This is a genomic window from Dyadobacter sp. CY261, from assembly GCF_021440085.1.
GTDB lineage: Bacteria > Bacteroidota > Bacteroidia > Cytophagales > Spirosomataceae > Dyadobacter.
Genome location: NZ_JAKCPW010000006.1, coordinates 362,386 through 379,154, shown reverse-complemented (window position 1 = coordinate 379,154; position 16,769 = coordinate 362,386). Strand labels below are relative to the sequence as shown.

Annotated in this window: 18 protein-coding genes; 8 read left to right on the top strand and 10 right to left on the bottom strand. The window is 47.8% G+C overall.

Features of this window, described 5'->3' with window-relative positions:
* Window positions 1-12: 12 nt before the first annotated feature.
* The gene (locus LZD49_RS18960; protein WP_234669145.1) at window positions 13-921 is read right to left on the bottom strand and encodes a glycosyltransferase family 2 protein; all 909 of its coding nucleotides are present in this window, start codon (window positions 919-921) and stop codon (window positions 13-15) included.
* A 181-nt stretch (window positions 922-1,102) separates the two neighbouring features.
* Between LZD49_RS18960 and LZD49_RS18955 the strand changes: the two genes are divergently transcribed.
* From LZD49_RS18955 to LZD49_RS18945, 3 genes are all read left to right on the top strand, one after another.
* The gene (locus tag LZD49_RS18955) at window positions 1,103-1,537 is read left to right on the top strand and encodes a MarR family winged helix-turn-helix transcriptional regulator (protein ID WP_234669144.1); all 435 of its coding nucleotides are present in this window, start codon (window positions 1,103-1,105) and stop codon (window positions 1,535-1,537) included.
* Between the two features lie 193 nt (window positions 1,538-1,730).
* Complete coding sequence (locus tag LZD49_RS18950; protein WP_234669143.1) at window positions 1,731-2,462, top strand: SIMPL domain-containing protein; 732 nt, start codon at window positions 1,731-1,733, stop codon at window positions 2,460-2,462.
* 163 nt (window positions 2,463-2,625) lie between these two features.
* A complete protein-coding gene (locus LZD49_RS18945) occupies window positions 2,626-2,955 on the top strand; it encodes a YtxH domain-containing protein (protein WP_234669142.1) in 330 nt (109 codons plus the stop codon).
* A gap of 53 nt (window positions 2,956-3,008) precedes the next feature.
* Here the strand turns inward: LZD49_RS18945 and nudK are convergent, their stop codons facing one another.
* A complete protein-coding gene (gene nudK, locus LZD49_RS18940) occupies window positions 3,009-3,596 on the bottom strand; it encodes a GDP-mannose pyrophosphatase NudK (RefSeq protein WP_234669141.1) in 588 nt (195 codons plus the stop codon).
* A gap of 132 nt (window positions 3,597-3,728) precedes the next feature.
* Between nudK and LZD49_RS18935 the strand changes: the two genes are divergently transcribed.
* Window positions 3,729-4,235: a cupin domain-containing protein gene (locus tag LZD49_RS18935; RefSeq protein ID WP_234669140.1), complete on the top strand. Its 507-nt coding sequence runs from the start codon at window positions 3,729-3,731 to the stop codon at window positions 4,233-4,235.
* A 59-nt stretch (window positions 4,236-4,294) separates the two neighbouring features.
* On the opposite strand, the gene ggt is transcribed toward LZD49_RS18935, so the two are convergent.
* On the bottom strand, window positions 4,295-6,061 hold the full coding sequence (gene ggt, locus LZD49_RS18930; protein WP_234669139.1) for a gamma-glutamyltransferase: 1,767 nt from the start codon (window positions 6,059-6,061) through the stop codon (window positions 4,295-4,297).
* A gap of 124 nt (window positions 6,062-6,185) precedes the next feature.
* On the opposite strand from ggt, the gene LZD49_RS18925 reads away from it, so the two are divergent.
* Both LZD49_RS18925 and LZD49_RS18920 read left to right on the top strand, forming a co-directional pair.
* A complete protein-coding gene (locus LZD49_RS18925; RefSeq protein ID WP_234669138.1) occupies window positions 6,186-7,430 on the top strand; it encodes an ABC transporter permease in 1,245 nt (414 codons plus the stop codon).
* A 63-nt stretch (window positions 7,431-7,493) separates the two neighbouring features.
* Window positions 7,494-7,934, top strand: a complete 441-nt coding sequence (locus tag LZD49_RS18920) for a hypothetical protein (protein WP_234669137.1) — start codon at window positions 7,494-7,496, stop codon at window positions 7,932-7,934.
* Between the two features lie 251 nt (window positions 7,935-8,185).
* Here LZD49_RS18920 and LZD49_RS18915 read toward each other — a convergent pair whose 3' ends face one another.
* Window positions 8,186-8,518 (bottom strand): translation initiation factor, encoded by a 333-nt coding sequence (locus LZD49_RS18915; RefSeq protein ID WP_234669136.1) that lies wholly within the window; start codon window positions 8,516-8,518, stop codon window positions 8,186-8,188.
* A gap of 21 nt (window positions 8,519-8,539) precedes the next feature.
* Window positions 8,540-9,415, bottom strand: coding sequence for a diacylglycerol kinase family protein (locus LZD49_RS35830; protein ID WP_234669135.1), 876 nt, complete (start codon window positions 9,413-9,415; stop codon window positions 8,540-8,542).
* 225 nt (window positions 9,416-9,640) lie between these two features.
* Here LZD49_RS35830 and LZD49_RS18905 point away from each other — a divergent pair, with 225 nt between their 5' ends.
* Entirely contained in the window at window positions 9,641-10,075 is a 435-nt protein-coding gene (locus LZD49_RS18905) for a DUF4440 domain-containing protein (RefSeq protein WP_234669134.1), read from the top strand.
* A 51-nt stretch (window positions 10,076-10,126) separates the two neighbouring features.
* Here the strand turns inward: LZD49_RS18905 and LZD49_RS18900 are convergent, their stop codons facing one another.
* Both LZD49_RS18900 and meaB read right to left on the bottom strand, forming a co-directional pair.
* Window positions 10,127-10,606: a lipocalin family protein gene (locus LZD49_RS18900; protein WP_234669133.1), complete on the bottom strand. Its 480-nt coding sequence runs from the start codon at window positions 10,604-10,606 to the stop codon at window positions 10,127-10,129.
* A gap of 92 nt (window positions 10,607-10,698) precedes the next feature.
* A complete protein-coding gene (gene meaB, locus LZD49_RS18895) occupies window positions 10,699-11,706 on the bottom strand; it encodes a methylmalonyl Co-A mutase-associated GTPase MeaB (protein WP_234669132.1) in 1,008 nt (335 codons plus the stop codon).
* 133 nt (window positions 11,707-11,839) lie between these two features.
* Between meaB and LZD49_RS18890 the strand changes: the two genes are divergently transcribed.
* On the top strand, window positions 11,840-13,840 hold the full coding sequence (locus LZD49_RS18890) for a M1 family metallopeptidase (RefSeq protein ID WP_234669131.1): 2,001 nt from the start codon (window positions 11,840-11,842) through the stop codon (window positions 13,838-13,840).
* A 71-nt stretch (window positions 13,841-13,911) separates the two neighbouring features.
* Here the strand turns inward: LZD49_RS18890 and LZD49_RS18885 are convergent, their stop codons facing one another.
* The 3 genes from LZD49_RS18885 to deoC form a co-directional block, all read right to left on the bottom strand.
* Complete coding sequence (locus tag LZD49_RS18885) at window positions 13,912-14,856, bottom strand: 3-oxoacyl-ACP synthase III family protein (protein WP_234669130.1); 945 nt, start codon at window positions 14,854-14,856, stop codon at window positions 13,912-13,914.
* Between the two features lie 141 nt (window positions 14,857-14,997).
* Entirely contained in the window at window positions 14,998-16,110 is a 1,113-nt protein-coding gene (locus LZD49_RS18880; protein WP_234669129.1) for a glycosyltransferase family 4 protein, read from the bottom strand.
* The gene (deoC, locus tag LZD49_RS18875) at window positions 16,107-16,766 is read right to left on the bottom strand and encodes a deoxyribose-phosphate aldolase (protein ID WP_234669128.1); all 660 of its coding nucleotides are present in this window, start codon (window positions 16,764-16,766) and stop codon (window positions 16,107-16,109) included. The genes LZD49_RS18880 and deoC overlap by 4 nt, the downstream gene beginning before the upstream one ends.
* Between the last annotated feature and the right edge of the window lie 3 nt (window positions 16,767-16,769).

Sequence of the window (16,769 nt, the reverse complement as noted above, 5' to 3'; positions counted from 1 at the left end):
GGTTAAGTTGAGTTAATTGAGTCCTCTTTTCTGGCGGAAGTTTGCGAGCCAACCGCCTTTTCCATAAGTTCTCCAATAGCTAAATTCGATCGTATTAAACCCCAGTTTGATAAATGCGGTCTTTATTCTCTTAGTGAAAAAACGAAAGCAATAGGTTTTTTCATCGTAGAAGTTTTTTTCAAAGGAATTATATAAGTACTTGATAGCGAGTTGTTCCCGAAATCGGGGGTTATGGAGAAGTTCATCAAAATAATGCTGGCTATCGAACGACATCCGATCCTTGTACGCGTTTTTACGCGAGCTGGAAGGGAGCGCGATCACCGTAAAATGCCTGGTGGGTTCAATGCGTTTTGCGGCTTCATAAACTCGTTTCAGCCAATCATGTGATGGGGCAAGATAAATTTCTTTCGCTGGTCGCCAAAAGCCTACGTCACGGATGAGCTCTCGCTTGAAAAGCCAGTTACTTGCCGGAACAAAAGTGCGGGAGGGGTGATAACCGTACTTTTCGGAGAGTATTCCGCTCAGATAGAACTCATGGTGCTCCTGGTGATGGTCAATAAATCCGCTGGCAACGACCAGGTCGGCCTGCGACGACCGGAGGACTGAAAGAGAATATTCAAGATGATCGGGAAACCATAGATCATCGTGGTTCAGGAAAGCGATAACATCGCCTTTGGCCTGTTTCAGGCCGACATTGTTGGGGCCCGACTGTTCGCCAAAATTCTCTTTCAGGTTGATAAACGTTATTCTGGGATCCTGAAAATCATTTACCACCAATTCCGTATCATCCGTACAACAGTCCCCGACAACGATCAACTCCCAATCCTGATAGCTTTGATTCAATACAGACCGGATGCTGAAACCCAGGATATTGCTCCGATTGTAGGTAGCTGTAATGATGGAGATGACAGGGTTGTTCATGAAGGGGAAAGTAAGTGCACATATCATCTTACTCATTGCCGTTATTCACCGCCAGCGCGGCCTGAGGCGGAAACATAAAATCGTCAAACTTTTCCTTACAATTATTAGTAGACGAATTGTTGCACGGGCTTATATCTGATAATACTCAATTGATTCCAAACCTCTACTCCACTTCCACATCATGACACATCACTCGGATCATCGTGCCTATTTTTTTAAGATAGATACGACTATTAAAAAGATTCGGAATGCTTTGCAAAAGCAACTGACTGAGGCCGGTTTTGACCTCACGGTAGATCAATGGGTGCTTATCGACCATATTTTCAGAAAGCAGGGCATCAGCCAGAATGAGCTGGCAGAAATGACCTTTAAGGATCCTCCGACAGTGACACGGATCATCGATTTGCTTGAAAGGAAAGGATTGGTCGAACGTGGTCCGGCAGCAGGAGACCGCCGGAAATTCAATCTGTTTCTCACGAAAAACGGCGAAGTTATTTACAACCAGGCGTTCCCGATTGTGGCCGATATCCGCCGTAAAGGCTGGGGAAGTCTCAGTGACTCCGATTACCAACACTTCGTCAGGATTATGGACTCTATTTACCAGAATTTTACCTGATCTGACAAAATTTTACCCTATCATTAAGTGGAAGAATGACAGCTTTTTAGATCATTCTTCCACTTTTTATTTGCCCGGTCGGTAGGCAGGGGTGACATTGCGCGCGATTTCTAATTAAACCTTTTGATACCTTTTTGTATCTAAACCACGAACAGTTTATTAATCAGTTTCATTTTTATCCATTTGTAAAGCCATGAAAAAGTTTTTTTTGCTCGGCGCTCTTATCACTTCATCAATGCTGACCCCTGCATTCTCACAAGTTAAGACAGAACAGTTGTACCAGGTACCCAACATAGAGGTGGCAGGGTTTGCCGAAATGGAAGTTGTGCCCGACGAAATTTATTTCAACATATCGCTCCGCGAATTTTTCCAGGATGAGAAAAGCCAGAAAGACAAGGTCAATATCACAACGCTGGAAAAGCAGTTGATCAAAGCAATAGCCGATGCAGGCCTGCCCAAAGAAGCATTATCGATCAGTGGGGTCGGAGGTTATCAGAATTATGTGGACAAGAAGAAAAAGCCTGCAACTTTCCTCGAAGCCAAGCAATATGAGCTGAAAGTTTCCAGTCCCGAGAAGCTGGACGGTATTTTATCGAAGGTGGAAAGCCGTGGCGTGCAGTATGCAAATGTTTCACGTGTCGATCATTCTAAAAGAGAAGAATTCAAAAAACAGGTAAAAATCGATGCATTGAAAGCGGCGAAAGTGAAAGCCGAATATTTGGTGGCGTCACTCGATCAAAAATTAGGTAAGGTGCTAGAAATCAAAGAGCTGGATGAAAACCTGTATTTCCCTCAACCTGTATTTGCCAAGGCAAACGTACGGGCATTTGCTGCAGAGGCGGCCGATACCGTCCAGGATAGTGATGTGCAATATCAAAAAATCAAAATCAGTTACCGTATGCAGGCTGCATTTGAGATCAAATAGGCCGTTTCACGCTTAAACATCCCTGTCAGGTGCCCGGCGAGTCTGTTGCCGGGCACAATTTTTTTCAGTGTGAGGCATCCCGATTTGTCAATCCGTTCTTTTGTTGGGAGCATTAGTTTCTTTAAATTGAATTATTAAATCTCAAACTAAGTAACTGGAAATCATGAGCATTAACGCAAAACACCTGGCCACATTCATTTTGGGCGCCGCCGCGGGAGTGGCAGCACACAAATACCTTCAGACAGAGGAAGGAGAGAAGCTTCTGGAAGACCTTAAAACAAAGGCCAACAGCCTGAAAGCCGAAGCGGAAGGGGCCATCGATAAAGCTCCTGAGTATTTCGAGGAACTTAAAACAAAGGGCGCCGAGACTCTGAAAGGCAATTTCCCGGATGCAGAATCATTTTTTAAAGATTTGTTCGAAAAATTCAAGGGTAGCAAGGGCACCGCTTCCACTGAAACGGATATTACACCCACGCCGGACCCGATTTCCTGAAATTCAATATAGGCGAGGCCGGAGAATATCAATACTGGATGTTCTCCGGTTTTTTATTGAATCAGTAAACCGTTGATTTGAGCATATTGGATCAGCATAATGGTTTTGGCATCGTTTATCTCGCCGCTGGCGACCATTTGACTTGCTTTCGCAAAAGGTATTTCCATCACTTCGATATTCTCCTGTTCGGTAGCACATCCTCCACCATCACTCACTTTCATTTCATCGGAATATTCCGCTACGAAGAAATGGAGAATTTCAGTCACCGAACCAGGCGACATGTAGGCTTCGAAAATTTTTTTCACCGCGCTCACTTTATAGCCTGTTTCCTCTTCCGTTTCCCGTTTAATGCATTCTTCGGGTTTGTCCTTATCGAGCAACCCGGCGCAGGCCTCGATCATCATGCCGGTTGTATTGCCATTGGTATAAGTCGGTAGGCGAAATTGCCTTGTCAGCACGACGGTCTGCTTTTCTTTGCTGTAAAGAAGGATCACGGCGCCATTGCCGCGGTCGTAGGCTTCGCGTGCCTGGCGCTCCCAGGAGCCGTCGGCGCGTTGGTAGTCAAATGTATACTTGCGCAGCGTATACCAGTTATTGGAAAGCACTTCTTCGGACGCGATCTTTACTCGGGAATTTGCCATTGATCAAAAATGATTATTAGTGATTAATAATGATCAAAACTAATCAAAATGATATGGTTATCAAAAAAGAATGAGCAAGCGGCTTAAATCACGTTTTGCCGACTACTTTGCAGTTATATTAAACGACGGTCTATGAAACCTGCATCTTACTGGATTGAGAAATATAATCTTCTTCCGCATCCCGAAGGGGGCTATTACGCCGAAACTTACCGTGCAGCCGAAACTATCGCGCATCGCGCATTACCTGAGCGCTTTTCGGGTGACAGGGCATTTTCTACAGGTATATACTTCCTGCTTGAGTCGCATAACTTCTCTGCATTTCATCGCATTCAGGCCGATGAAATGTGGCATTTCTATGCCGGGGATGCATTAGAAGTTTTTGTGATTGACCTAGGATCGGGCGGATTGAATGTGATCAGATTAGGAAATAACCCGGATAATGGGGAGACATTTCAGGCAGTAGTACCGGCTGGTGCGTGGTTCGGTTCCAGACCGGCTAATGGAAGCTCGTACGCCTTAGTAGGCTGCACAGTTGCCCCCGGCTTCGATTTTGCAGATTTTGAAATGGCGGAGCGGGAAGCATTGTCACAGCTTTATCCGCAACATGCGGGGCTGATCGCCGAACTCACACGGTCGTGACCAGCCCCCCAGAGTGGACCCCGGGGGGCAGACCCCGGCGGGCAGACCCCGGCGGATGACTAATATCCAATGCTGGTGTCGTCCCCGCGTGGATCTGAGCCGCCTTCGAGCGAGCCGTCGGGTAACACCAGAATGCAATCCATCCGGCCGATAGAATTGCGTTGCTGTTCGAGGATATAGCCTTTGTCCTGCAATTTTTTAACGGCGTCTGCTGAAAACGCATTGGCTTCGAAAGTCGTTTTGTCGGGCAGCCATTGGTGATGGAACTTCAATGCATTTACCGCTTGCTGCATAGTCATACCATGTTCGAGGACATTCAGAATAGTTTGGTAAACCGAGGTAATGATCGTTGAACCGCCTGGCGTTCCCACGACCATCAGCAGCTTTCCATCTTTTTCGATGATCGTCGGTGTCATCGAAGACAGCATTCGTTTCCCCGGTGCAATCGCATTGGCTTTGTTACCGATAAGCCCGTACATATTCGGCGCGCCTGCTTTAACGCTGAAATCATCCATTTCATTATTCATAAAAAAGCCTCCGCCTTTGATCACTACCCGGCTTCCGTAGCCACCATTCAAAGTCGTTGTTACGGCCACCGCATTGCCTTCCTTGTCGACTACTGAGAAATGCGTGGTTTCCAGACTTTCATAACCCGGTAGCTCACCGCCGTGAATGTTTTTGCTGTCGGTCGCTTTGTCCCAGGAGAAATCGCTCCACCGTTTTTCGAGGTAATCTTTGCTAATAAGGTCTTTTACCGGCACTTTTACGAAATCCGGGTCCCCCAGGAATTTGGCACGATCGGCATATACGCGGCGTTCGGCTTCGATCATCACCTGAATGGTCGAATCGCTGTGCCAGCCCCATTTGCGGAGCGGGTGTTGCTCAGTGAGTCGCATTAGCTGTAACAACGCTACGCCGCCGCTCGACGGCGGTGCCATCGTGATGACTTTATAACCCTTATAACCTTCGGTAATGGTTTCGCGCCATTGTGCATGGTAGTCGGCGAGATCCTGCTTACTGATAATGCCTTCGGAGTTATGATTAATGTCCTTCACAAGCCGTTTTGCGACTTTTCCGGCATAAAAGCCGTCCCGCCCTTTTTTCTGAATGCGCTTTAATACTTTTGCCAAGTCCTTCTGCACCAACAAATCGCCGGCAGCCCAGTCTTTGCCCGTCGGGTTCAGAAAATAGGAAGAGCCCGGGTTGACGCTTTGTAAATCTTTTTTAATCGAATTAAGGCTGCGTGCTTCCCTTTCGGTGAGTATGACCCCATTTTTGGCGATGTCGATAGCGGGTTGCAGTACCTGTTTCCAATTCAATTTTCCAAATTTGGCATGGGCTTGCGCCATTCCGTCGACTGACCCGGGCACACCGGAAGCAAGGCGTCCCAGTGTGCTGGATTTGGGTATAATATTGCCTTCTTTGTCGAGATACATATCAGCGTGACCTTTGCCTGGTGCTTTTTCACGAAAATCGATACTGTGACTTTTACCGTCTTTATCCCTTAAAACCAGGAATCCGCCGCCACCAATATTGCCTGCCGACGGATGCACAACTGCCAATGCAAACTGCGCGGCTACCGCGGCATCTACCGCATTGCCTCCGGCCTTTAAAATGTCGATCCCAACCCTGGATGCTTCCGGATGGGCAGAGGCCACCATTCCGCTTCGGGCTATGACGCCTTTACGGTCGCTGAAAAAAGGCTTTTGATTGGGATCATCAGACAGGAACTGGTAAAACCCGGTGGATTCCTGAACAGGTTTCTGAGCTTTGGAAATGCCGGGTAATATGCCGGCAAGAAGCATTAGCGTAAAGCGTAATTTCATATAGGAGTGTTAAGGTTAGTGTTGTAATTTATTAAATCGAACCCTTTTTCTTACCTTTTGTACCAATTTATTTCGATGCATTGGGGCGATCCGCTAACTTTTGAATTCAAATTGTCCGAACGTCATGATGAAGTTTTTACGACAGGTCTGGGAGAGTTTCAGGTTTGCCTGGGGAGCCCTTAAATCCAACATTACCCGTACCATTCTATCGCTTCTGGGCGTGACCGTCGGCATTTTCGCTATCGTCGCCGTTTTCACGATTGTGGACTCGCTGGAACGCAGCATCCGCGATAGCCTGAGCTTCATCGGCGACAATGTGATTTATGTACAAAAATGGCCCTGGGGCTTCGGCGGGGAATATCAATGGTGGAAATATTTCCAGTGGCCTGAGCCCACTTACTCCGAATATAAGTACCTCTATGATAACCTGGAAAGTGCCAGCGCGGTAGCGGTGATGGATTTCAGGGGCAATACCACGCTCAAAAACGGCTCCAACAGCATTACTGCACAAATACAGGGGGTGTCTTTTGAATACAACCTGATCTCGGACATTCCCATTCAGATTGGCCGCTATTTTATACCGCTTGAAACCAATAATGCAAGAAATGTGGCGATTGTGGGCGCAGATATAGCCGAAGCACTTTTCCCTGGCCAGGACCCAGTCGGAAAGGCGTTCAAACTGGCTGGTCACAAATTTACAATTGTTGGCGTGCGTGTGAAAAATGGAGAAAGCCTGGTCGATTTCGGAGGCAGTCCCGACAAGATCTGCCTGATTCCGTTTGCTTCTTTTTCTAAATTGTTTCAATCCGGCCGACGGAGCGCGGATATTGTCGTGAAAGGCTATCCCCAGGATGAGGGAATGAAGGAAGTCGAAGCCGAGATTGTGGGATTGATGCGCACCAAACGAGGTATTAAACCGCTGGATGGCAATAATTTCTCTCTGAACCGTCCGGAAGCTGCAACTGAGGCTATTTCTGGCTTGTTCGCCGTGCTAACGCTTGCAGGGTGGGTCATCGGCAGCTTTTCGATCCTCGTGGGCGGCTTCGGGATTGCCAATATCATGTTTGTATCAGTAAAAGAGCGGACAAACCTGATCGGGATCCAGAAATCGTTGGGGGCTAAAAACTATTCAATCCTTTTCCAGTTTTTGTTCGAAGCGGTCATGTTAAGTCTTGTCGGTGGATTGGTTGGCATATTTTTGGTATATCTGCTTTCATTCATCCAACTGGGCTCGCTCGAAATCCTTTTGACGCCGGGTAATATTCTGCTCGGGCTGGGTGTGTCGAGTATCATCGGCGTGCTTTCGGGCATTATTCCCGCAATGCTCGCCGCGCGAATGGATCCGGTGATCGCGATCCGCTCGAAATAATAACTAGGAAAAATCAAAGCGTTTTGCGAAGTTCGCTTCTATCACCAACACTGATCGACTGTTATGCGTAAATGGGTCATATTCGCCATATTTCTGGCTATCATATTCGGAATTTTGTATTACATCACTTTTGGATATTACAGTGAAGGAAAGAGGGGAGGATATGTGACAAGGCTCAGTAACCGGGGTTATATGTTCAAAACTTACGAAGGCGAGTTGCGAATGGGCGGTCTTTTCGAAGGCGACGGTACGATGAACTCATCGCAATGGGTGTTCTCGGTGAGCGGTAAGAACAAGGACGCGATCTCCAAGCTGGAAGAAGCGATCAAAAACGGCCACCGGGTGTCGTTGACTTACGAAGAAAAGTTTTTCACACTGCCCTGGAATGGCGATACCAAGTTTTTTGTGACGAATGTGGAGGTACTGGAAGCAAGCCGCCCCGCTACTCCGCCAACTTCTACACTGCCCGCGCCTACCGAAATTGATACCACGAAAGCATTATAACAGAAGCCGGGATTATTCCAACTGATGCAAAGTTGGAATAAGCAAACCCAAACAGGAGTTGTCCTAAGCCCAAACCAGAGTTTTCCTTCAAAACCGGAGTTGTCCTTCGAGCCCGAGCCGGAGTTATCCTTCAAGCCCGAGCCGGAGTTGTCCTTCAAGCCCGAGACGGAGTTGTCTTTCAAGCTCGAGCCGGAGTTGTCCTTCAAGCCCGAGCCGGAGTTATCTCCGGCTTTTTCTTTATGATAAGGCAGTTACCCTCCGGCTTTCTTGGCCTTATAGCTTTTGCCGGTAAGCCAGGTAATGACCTTATCGCGGTGGTCGCCCTGGATCTGTACTTCACCATCCTTAACGGTTCCGCCACTTCCGCAGAGATTTTTTAGCTGCTTTCCCAATGCTTCCAGATCAGCATTGGTGCCAACGAATCCTTTCACGACCGTAATCACCTTCCCGCCGCCTTTGCGGTCGAGCCAGATGCGGAGATCCTGCTGTTGGGGTGCAAGGGTTTCGACCTCGTCGTCCTGATCACTGTATTCAAACTCCGGATCGGTCGAGTACACAATGCCTGAGCGGTTTTTCTTAGACATAATTTTAATAGTTAACGGAAGTCAAATGATCACATTCAGGCTTCCCGGCTTTATTTTCACCTCTATTCTAGTTGTATCCAGCTGCAACGGTTCTCCATCATAATGGATCATTTGAGGTTCATCCGTTTCGACCACGGCATAAGTGGCGCGCTGGTAGTCGATATACCTTGATTGTTTGAGACTCTTGGAAAACAAGCCATACGCGAGCACAGTACCGTACCATTGTGGGAAGGGGCCGATTTTGGCGATATCGAGCAGACCATCCTGCAAACTGGCCTGCGGTGCCACCCAGGCATTGTTGCCGAACTGCCCGGCATTGGCAAATGAAAGTGAAAATGCCTGATTTTCAATTCCGTTGAGTAAGAACGGCTGCGGCTTATAAGACCAGTATGCCTTGAACGACACATTCACATAAGTAGCAAGCCCGCGTGCCTTTTGTTGGCTGAACAGGTGACCGACGTAAGCGTCGAAACCCATTCCGGCTGTGCAGAAAAAAGGGATACCGTTCAATTCTGCGCTGTCTATCAAGGCAGGTTTACCTTCGAAGAGGCGTTTCAATGCTGCGTCGAGGGTTAAGGGCAGGCCGAGATGCCTTGCGAGACCATTCCCGGAGCCGAGCGGTAGAATGCCGATGGGAATATCGGTCCCTACCAGCGGTTTGGCAATTTCATTCACCGTGCCGTCGCCACCGACAGCTACGATGGCTTTCCATTTCTCGCTATGCATGTGCTCGCGGACGAGCTCCGTTGCGTGGGCGGGTTCCTCCGTGAAGAGGATCTGAGCAGAGCCGGCGTTATTTTTTGCCACTGTATGGATCCTTTCCCGCACGATCTGGCTGTTTTTGCCGATCGAGGTGCCTGAGTTGGGATTTAATATAAATAAATAGGGATGGGTCACTGGTTAGGCAAAAAATAGAAACAGAATGAGCAGAAAGAGGACAATAAACAGGTAATAGAGGCCATCCACGAAAGGGTATTTCTGACGGTCAATTTTCTTGAAAATGCTTTCAAACTTGCTCATGCCTGCTGGATCAATGATATTTCGGCAAAAGACGTTTCGGCTCCGCCGATCTTTCCATTATATTTAGAACCGTCAATTGCTTTACAAAAATCCATAAAAAATATGAGAAACTGGCTTTTCATCCTCATTCTGATAAGTGTTGCCGCCACGGCCAATGCCCAATCGGCAATTGATAAGGAGGAAATACTTTCCATTTTGAAACGGCAGGAAGCTGATTGGAACAAAGGCGACGTGAAGTCGTTTATGAATGGCTACTGGGAATCCGATTCGCTTATGTTTGTGGGGAAAACGGGTATTACCTACGGCTACAAACCCACTTACGAAGGTTATCTTAAACGCTACCCCGACCGCGCCACGATGGGGACATTGAAATTCACTTTTCTTAATTTCTCATTTCCAGGCCCGGGCGTAGCATTTGTAGTAGGAAAATTTCATCTGACACGACCCGAAAAAGGCGATCTGGAAGGGCATTACACGCTTTTGTTCAGGAGGATTAATGGGAAGTGGCTGATCGTTTGTGATCACACGAGCGGATAACAAAATAGCCGGGCTGCAACGCCCGGCTATTTTGTTGGCTTGAAATGTATTTTAAACCTTTTTGAAATTCAATACTGCATTTACAGCGGGCGTAGTGCCGCTTGCCGGGACGCTTACATTAATTTTCAATTCGGTTGCAGTTTGCGTGAATTTGAACGACTGGTTAGTAGAAGCTTTTGTTAAAATAAGATTATCACCATCCACCTTCCAGGTAGCGCCAGTAATGGGCACAAAGGTTTCGATGGCTGTAACGGCTGTCGGACAATCGGCCGTTGAGGTGGTATTGTCAGATTTGAATGTAACTTTCAGATCGTAAAGGCACGGCACGGCAGCTTCAATCAGCGCCAGGTTCGGAATAGTAGTTCCGGGTGTTTGCGGGGTAATGGCCTCCAATTCCCACGTTGCCGCGATTGGGTTAGTATCAACTGGCTTTGTATCATCATCCTTATCATCACTACAAGCGAAAACGACAGAGAGGATCAGCAGTAAAGCTAGCAATGAAGTCTTACTAAGGGCATAGGCTTTTTTCATAATTGCGGTAGTAAAGAGGTTAAGATCAATAGAGTTGATTCGCGTTTGTTTTAACGTTCAAAATTACTGAAAAATGCTTTTACAGAGAATTTTTATGACTTACCGGAAATTTTCCCGGATGTGAGGAAAAGGTCGGTCAACTCGGCCGCGGTTGTTTCGGGAAGCTGCTGTCCACTTTTTACCAGTTCTTCCGCAGCTCCCATCCGCTCCCGAACCGCCTCGTTAGCATAAAACCGATCTTCCAACGATGCCCGTATTTGTTCACGGAGCCAATCGACCTGCTGGGATTGCCTGTTGTATTGCAAAAAGCCGTTTGCAGTAGTATTTGCATGATATGCTGCAATGAGTTGCCAAATCGCATCCATACCCGTTCCCTTCCAAGCCGAACACGCGACAACCTGTACAGGTATTCCCGAAGGATTTCCGGGAAGATAATGTAATGCTTGCCGGTATTCCGCAACTGCATTGGCTACGGCAACTTCATTACCGTTATCTGCTTTGTTAACGGCCACTGCATCCACCATTTCCATGATTCCCTTTTTAATGCCTTGCAGTTCATCGCCCGCACCAGCAAGCATTAGCAGCAGGAAAAAGTCGGTCATGCCCTTCACCAGCGTTTCGGATTGGCCTACACCTACGGTCTCAACCAAAATAATATCATAACCGGCGGCCTCGCAAAGCAACATGGCCTCGCGGGTGTGCCGGGCTACCCCGCCGAGCAGAAGGTTGGTCGAAGAAGGTCTGATGTAGGCATTCGGGTTTCGGGAGAGCTGCTCCATTCGGGTTTTGTCCCCTAAAATGCTCCCGCCGGACAGCTTGCTGCTAGGGTCGACGGCGAGGACGGCAATACGCTTACCCAATGCCAGGAGGTAATTGCCAAATGCTTCGATAAACGTGCTTTTCCCTACACCGGGAACACCTGTGATGCCGATTCGAATCGATTTTCCCGTGTGTGGCAGAATATTTTTGAGGATTTCGGCCGCGAGATTACGATCCTCGGCAAGGCTGCTTTCTGCCACAGTAATGGCGCGGCTGAGGGTGGCTCGGTCGCCCGTCAGAATACCCCGAATGTATGTTTCAGCAGATAGTCGCTGGCGCATAAGCGTATCGATTAAGCATTGGTAGACAGAGAAACGTTGTCCGTCGCTAAATTGAAACTTTTTGTCCTAAAAAAGGCGAAAAGGTGTATATTGCTCGTTTACAACCCAATATTTTCAATTTTTAACCATTATAATGAAAATTTCAATATTTCGTCTGGGCGTCATAGCTATGAGCAGCCTGGGCTTCTTCAACAACACTATTGCGCAGGAGTCGGAGAAGGGGAAATACGATGCTCACGTCCTTTTTCATCCACTGTTTAACTTCCAGCCAGGAAGTGAATACCGGACAGGAAGTGGCGCACCAGGTCCTAAATACTGGCAGAACCGGGCAGATTATAAGATCAATGTCGCGCTTGACGAGGAGAAAGGTACTGTGAACGGGGAGATTGAGCTTACCTATAAAAACAATAGTCCCGAAAATCTGGAATTTATCTGGCTGCAACTCGATCAGAACGCATTTAGCGACAAGTCGAGAGGCGGAAAGACGACACCTGTAACGGGCGGCCGTTTCGGGAACACCGGTTTTGAAGGCGGTGATTCCATTAAAGCCGTGAGCGTCCAGCAGGGCAAAAGCCAATTCGTGGATGCCGAGTATAAGATTACCGACACCCGTATGCAAATCAGGTTGAAAACACCTGTAAAAGCCAATGGCGACCTGATCAAGATCAAACTTGCCTATTCTTTTAAAATCCCTGAATACGGCTCCGACCGGATGGGGACACTCGAAACCAAGAATGGTATCGTGTACGAAATGGCACAATGGTATCCCCGTGTAGCCGTTTTCGACGACATCGAAGGTTGGAATTTGCTGCCTTATCTTGGGGCGGGTGAGTTTTACCTCGAATATGGCGATTTTGAATACAATGTAACTGTGCCCTGGGACCATATTGTAGTAGGGTCGGGTGAATTGTTGAACCCGAACGAAGTACTGACGGCAGAACAGCGTAAACGGCTCGCTGATGCAGCGAAGAGCGATCAGACGGTCGTAATCCGCAGTGCGGAAGAAGTTACCAACCCGAATACCCGCCCGAAGCAATCGGGAACGCTTACGTGGCGGTTCCGTTGCATACAGGCGCGTGACATTGCCTGGGCTACTTCCAAGGCATTTGTGTGGGACGCGGCGCGTATGAATTTGCCAAAAGGCAAAACGGCATTAGCGCAGTCGGTGTACCCGGCTGAGGATGGCGGGCTCGATGGCTGGGGCCGTTCGACCGAGTACGTAAAAGGCTGTATCGAGTTCTATTCCAACTATGTGCATGAATATACCTATCCGGTAGCGACCAACGTGGCCGGTATCGTGGGTGGCATGGAATATCCAGGCATTGTGTTTTGCAGCAGCAAAAGCCGTAAGGAAGATCTCTGGGGCGTAACCGACCACGAGTTTGGCCACAACTGGTTCCCGATGATCGTAGGTAACAACGAGCGTAAATATGCATGGATGGACGAAGGTTTCAACACGTTCATCAACTTCCTTTCGGGCGATAATTTCAATAATGGGGAATATAAAACGACCCAGATGAACGATATGCACCGCCTGGCACCGATGATCTTCCGTCCGAAAGCCGATCCGATCATGACCATTCCGGATGTGGTTCAAGCTGTGAATTTGGGGTGGGAAGCATATTATAAACCTGCATTAGGCCTGAAAATGCTGCGCGAGCAAGTTCTGGGCAAAGAGCGGTTCGACTATGCATTCAAAATATATGTGCAGCGATGGGCATTCAAGCATCCGACACCTTATGATTTCTTCCGTACAATTGAAGATGCAGCCGGCGAGGACCTTGGTTGGTTCTGGAAAGGCTGGTTCTTTGAGAATTATAAACTAGATCAGGCGGTGAAAGAAGTGGCTTATGTGGAGCAAAACCCGCAAAAAGGCTCTTACATCACTATCGAGAACCTCGATCAGCTGGCAATGCCTGTGAAAGTGGATATCGAAGAAGTGAGTGGAAAGAAAACACGCGTTGACCTGCCTGTTGAAATATGGCAACGTGGTGGCAGCTGGACATTCAAGGCGGCTACGCAGCAGGCGATCCGTTCGGTGACAATCGATCCGGAGCATAACCTGCCTGACATGGAACCTGAAAACAATGTTTGGAAACCGGCATCTTACAACTCGGAACCGGAAGTTAACTGAGCGAAAGCATTGAAAAGCCTTCCATCCGCATTGGGTGGAAGGCTTTTTTTATGGTGTTTGGAGGCCGATCATCAGATAGTGAGCAACATGGCGCCGTAGGAGTAGCCACCACCGAATACGGTGATCACGATGTTCTGACCTTTTTCAAATTTGTCCTTATTCTCCGAAAGCGCGATTGCACAGCCTGCGCAACCCGTGTTACCTAAATATTGAATATTAGAAATCAGTTTATCAGCCGGGATTCCTAATGTATTGATCACATTCAGGCTAATGCGATGGTTGGCCTGGTGCGGGATCAGGTAATCGAGGTCGTTTATTGTTAAACCGCATGCGTGCAGCACCTGCTGGCTTACTTTGGGCATATAAACGCAGGCATTCTGGAATACATCACGACCAAAAGGCATTACCACGCCGCGGTCGTTGGGGCGGAGTACCACCGCTTCAATCGCTTTACCGCTGGTAGCGGCGCCGCCCGTAATGAGTTTCTTAATATGCATGTCGCCTTCCGTTTGCCGCTCCTTTGAAATTAAAAGCGCCGAAGCACCGTCACCCCACAAGTGACCTGAAACGGTATCCATCTCATTATAATAGGCCGTGTTATGGTCCGAAACGACTACCAGCGCTTTGGAAGCTTTGCCCATTGCGAAGTAGCCTTCTACAATTTCTATTGCATTGAGCAAGGATGAACAAGCGGAAGAAATACTGACAACCGGAATGTCGGGAATCTGGAGCTGGTGTTGTACCGCGTGTGCCAGGGTAACAATCGTATCGTAAGGCGTGTAAGTGGCCCCTACGATCAAATCTATTTCGTTTTTGCTATAAGGAATGTTTTCAAGAAGTGATTCGACCGCCATAATGGCCATGGTCGAGGTATTTTCGTCTGCTGATGCCTTACGTCTTTCTGAGATTCCTGTTCTTTCTACGATCCACTCGTTGGATAGGTTGTTGAGATTTGTAAAATATTCATTACCAATAACTTCGCTTGGCAGATAATGACTAACCGTATTAATATACATGATTGAGAAGTTGACTTCGCAAGCTACAATTCTTTTAGATTCCGAAAGTTAAATATTTCGTAGAAATCGTAGCACTTGATATTTGAACAATTCAATAATAAATTTATAAAATCATAATACTGCGGATGCAGAATCACATAGTTAGTGATACTTTATGTTGTTGTAGAATGACAAAAGCACCACCTCTTCGGAAACCCAGTTGTAATGTGTTTCCGCTGTTTTCCTCCCATTGGCACCCATTTCAATGCATTTTGACTCATCCTTAATACAACGTTCCAGCTTCTCACACAGGGCGTCCGGGTCGTAGGGCGATATGCAAAACCCGCATTCCGGTTGACCGACAATCTGCCGGTAAAGCGGAAAGTCGGAAGTGATCACAGGCAATTTTAATGCCATGTATTCAAACAGTTTAGTGGGGAATGATTCAGGGTAATCGGCAACGGGTTTGAGCAACGCAATGCCCGCTAATGCATGAGTAGCATAGGCAAGTGCGGTTTGCTGGTCGGTGTAACCATGAAATGTGATGTGATCCTTCACATCAGTGAATCCCAAAATGCGCTCCAATTCTTGTCTGCTTACCCGCACCGGTCCGAAAAGGTGCAAGTGGAAACTCGGGTAACGTCTTTTCAGGGATGCCAATGCATGGATCATCGTGTCAAGACAACGTTCCATCGAGACCACGCCCAGATAGAAAAATACGGGCTCCCTCCCGCAGACCGCCGCACGTGCAAAGCCGTCGATCACGGGAAGCGAAACATAATTGTGGACCACCGCGAATGGCTTGGCCAGGTCGTGATACTCTTCCAGATACGCGTCGTCTGTAAAAATGCAATGGAATTTCTTCCTAGCCAGCTTGTCAAAAAGTAAGAATAGCTTCTTGAAAATCAGACTGTTGTTGTACTTCTTGATGGCGAATTTCTTGAAAAGATTCTCTTGCACTTCATAAATCGCTTCCGCGCCCAGCCATTGGAAAATGAATGCCATCGGAATGAGTTCCGGCACGAAGATGTGAACAATATCGGGCCGTAACCGCAGGCATTTGACCAAAGCAACGGGGTGCGCAAACAGTAATCGGGGCAAGAGTCGCTTGAAATGGGGCAAGCCGATCGGATGAATGCCTGGTTGTGGGACGGATTGCAGTTTTGGTAATGCACAAAACACCTCGTAATGGCCATGCAACGACGGAGCTATTTTGTACATAATGCGTGAATCTGTCGCCGGATGCACGGTGCTGATGAGCAGCACGCGTTTCATGCTCGGGTCACGATAGCAACGCCGGACGAAGTACCGATTCGCTCGGCACCTGCTTCGATCATCGCAATGGCCTGTTCATAAGTTTTGATTCCCCCGGAAGCTTCGATTTTCACGTCGGCGGGCAGAATGGAACGCATCTTTCGGACAGTTTCCACTGCTGCACCTGATGGTGCGAAACCGGTGGATGTTTTTACAAAGTCAACTTTCGCCTCGGCGCAGATTTCGCATGCGGTGTACAAATCGAACGAGTCAAGGTAAGTGGTTTCAATGATGACTTTCAGCAATGCACTCTGTTCATGAGCGAGCTTTGTCAACTGTTTCAATTCTTCGCGAATGCTCATATAAGCCATGGATTTGAATTGGGCCAGATTCATGACCACATCCAGTTCGGTAGCTCCCTTCCGCAAGGTGTCGTCGGCCTCCATAATTTTCACTGCTGTGGTAGAATAGCCCATTGGAAAGCCGATTACCGTCGCAATTTCAATTTTTGTCGGACAAAATTCCAGCATTTCGACGACATATGGCACATAAGTTGGTGCCACGCATACCGCCTTGAATTGGTGTATCCAAGCTTCTTCGCAGATTTTACGGATATCGGTTTCGCTGGCGATGGGTGTCAGCAGCGTATAGTCGATGTAGGAGGAGAGATTGTCCATTTA

Bases quoted from the DNA above. Each gene is read 5' to 3' on its own strand.
- nudK (WP_234669141.1), bottom strand. From the start codon at position 3,596: ATGGCAAATTCCCGAGTAAAGATCGCGTCCGAAGAAGTGCTTTCCAAT.
- LZD49_RS18945 (WP_234669142.1), top strand. From the start codon at position 2,626: ATGAGCATTAACGCAAAACACCTGGCCACATTCATTTTGGGCGCCGCC.
- LZD49_RS18960 (WP_234669145.1), bottom strand. From the start codon at position 921: ATGAACAACCCTGTCATCTCCATCATTACAGCTACCTACAATCGGAGC.
- LZD49_RS18885 (WP_234669130.1), bottom strand. From the start codon at position 14,856: ATGTATATTAATACGGTTAGTCATTATCTGCCAAGCGAAGTTATTGGT.
- LZD49_RS18955 (WP_234669144.1), top strand. From the start codon at position 1,103: ATGACACATCACTCGGATCATCGTGCCTATTTTTTTAAGATAGATACG.
- LZD49_RS18900 (WP_234669133.1), bottom strand. From the start codon at position 10,606: ATGAAAAAAGCCTATGCCCTTAGTAAGACTTCATTGCTAGCTTTACTG.
- ggt (WP_234669139.1), bottom strand. From the start codon at position 6,061: ATGAAATTACGCTTTACGCTAATGCTTCTTGCCGGCATATTACCCGGC.
- LZD49_RS18915 (WP_234669136.1), bottom strand. From the start codon at position 8,518: ATGTCTAAGAAAAACCGCTCAGGCATTGTGTACTCGACCGATCCGGAG.
- LZD49_RS18905 (WP_234669134.1), top strand. From the start codon at position 9,641: ATGAGAAACTGGCTTTTCATCCTCATTCTGATAAGTGTTGCCGCCACG.
- LZD49_RS18920 (WP_234669137.1), top strand. From the start codon at position 7,494: ATGCGTAAATGGGTCATATTCGCCATATTTCTGGCTATCATATTCGGA.
- LZD49_RS18880 (WP_234669129.1), bottom strand. From the start codon at position 16,110: ATGAAACGCGTGCTGCTCATCAGCACCGTGCATCCGGCGACAGATTCA.
- LZD49_RS18950 (WP_234669143.1), top strand. From the start codon at position 1,731: ATGAAAAAGTTTTTTTTGCTCGGCGCTCTTATCACTTCATCAATGCTG.
- deoC (WP_234669128.1), bottom strand. From the start codon at position 16,766: ATGGACAATCTCTCCTCCTACATCGACTATACGCTGCTGACACCCATC.
- meaB (WP_234669132.1), bottom strand. From the start codon at position 11,706: ATGCGCCAGCGACTATCTGCTGAAACATACATTCGGGGTATTCTGACG.
- LZD49_RS18925 (WP_234669138.1), top strand. From the start codon at position 6,186: ATGATGAAGTTTTTACGACAGGTCTGGGAGAGTTTCAGGTTTGCCTGG.
- LZD49_RS18935 (WP_234669140.1), top strand. From the start codon at position 3,729: ATGAAACCTGCATCTTACTGGATTGAGAAATATAATCTTCTTCCGCAT.
- LZD49_RS18890 (WP_234669131.1), top strand. From the start codon at position 11,840: ATGAAAATTTCAATATTTCGTCTGGGCGTCATAGCTATGAGCAGCCTG.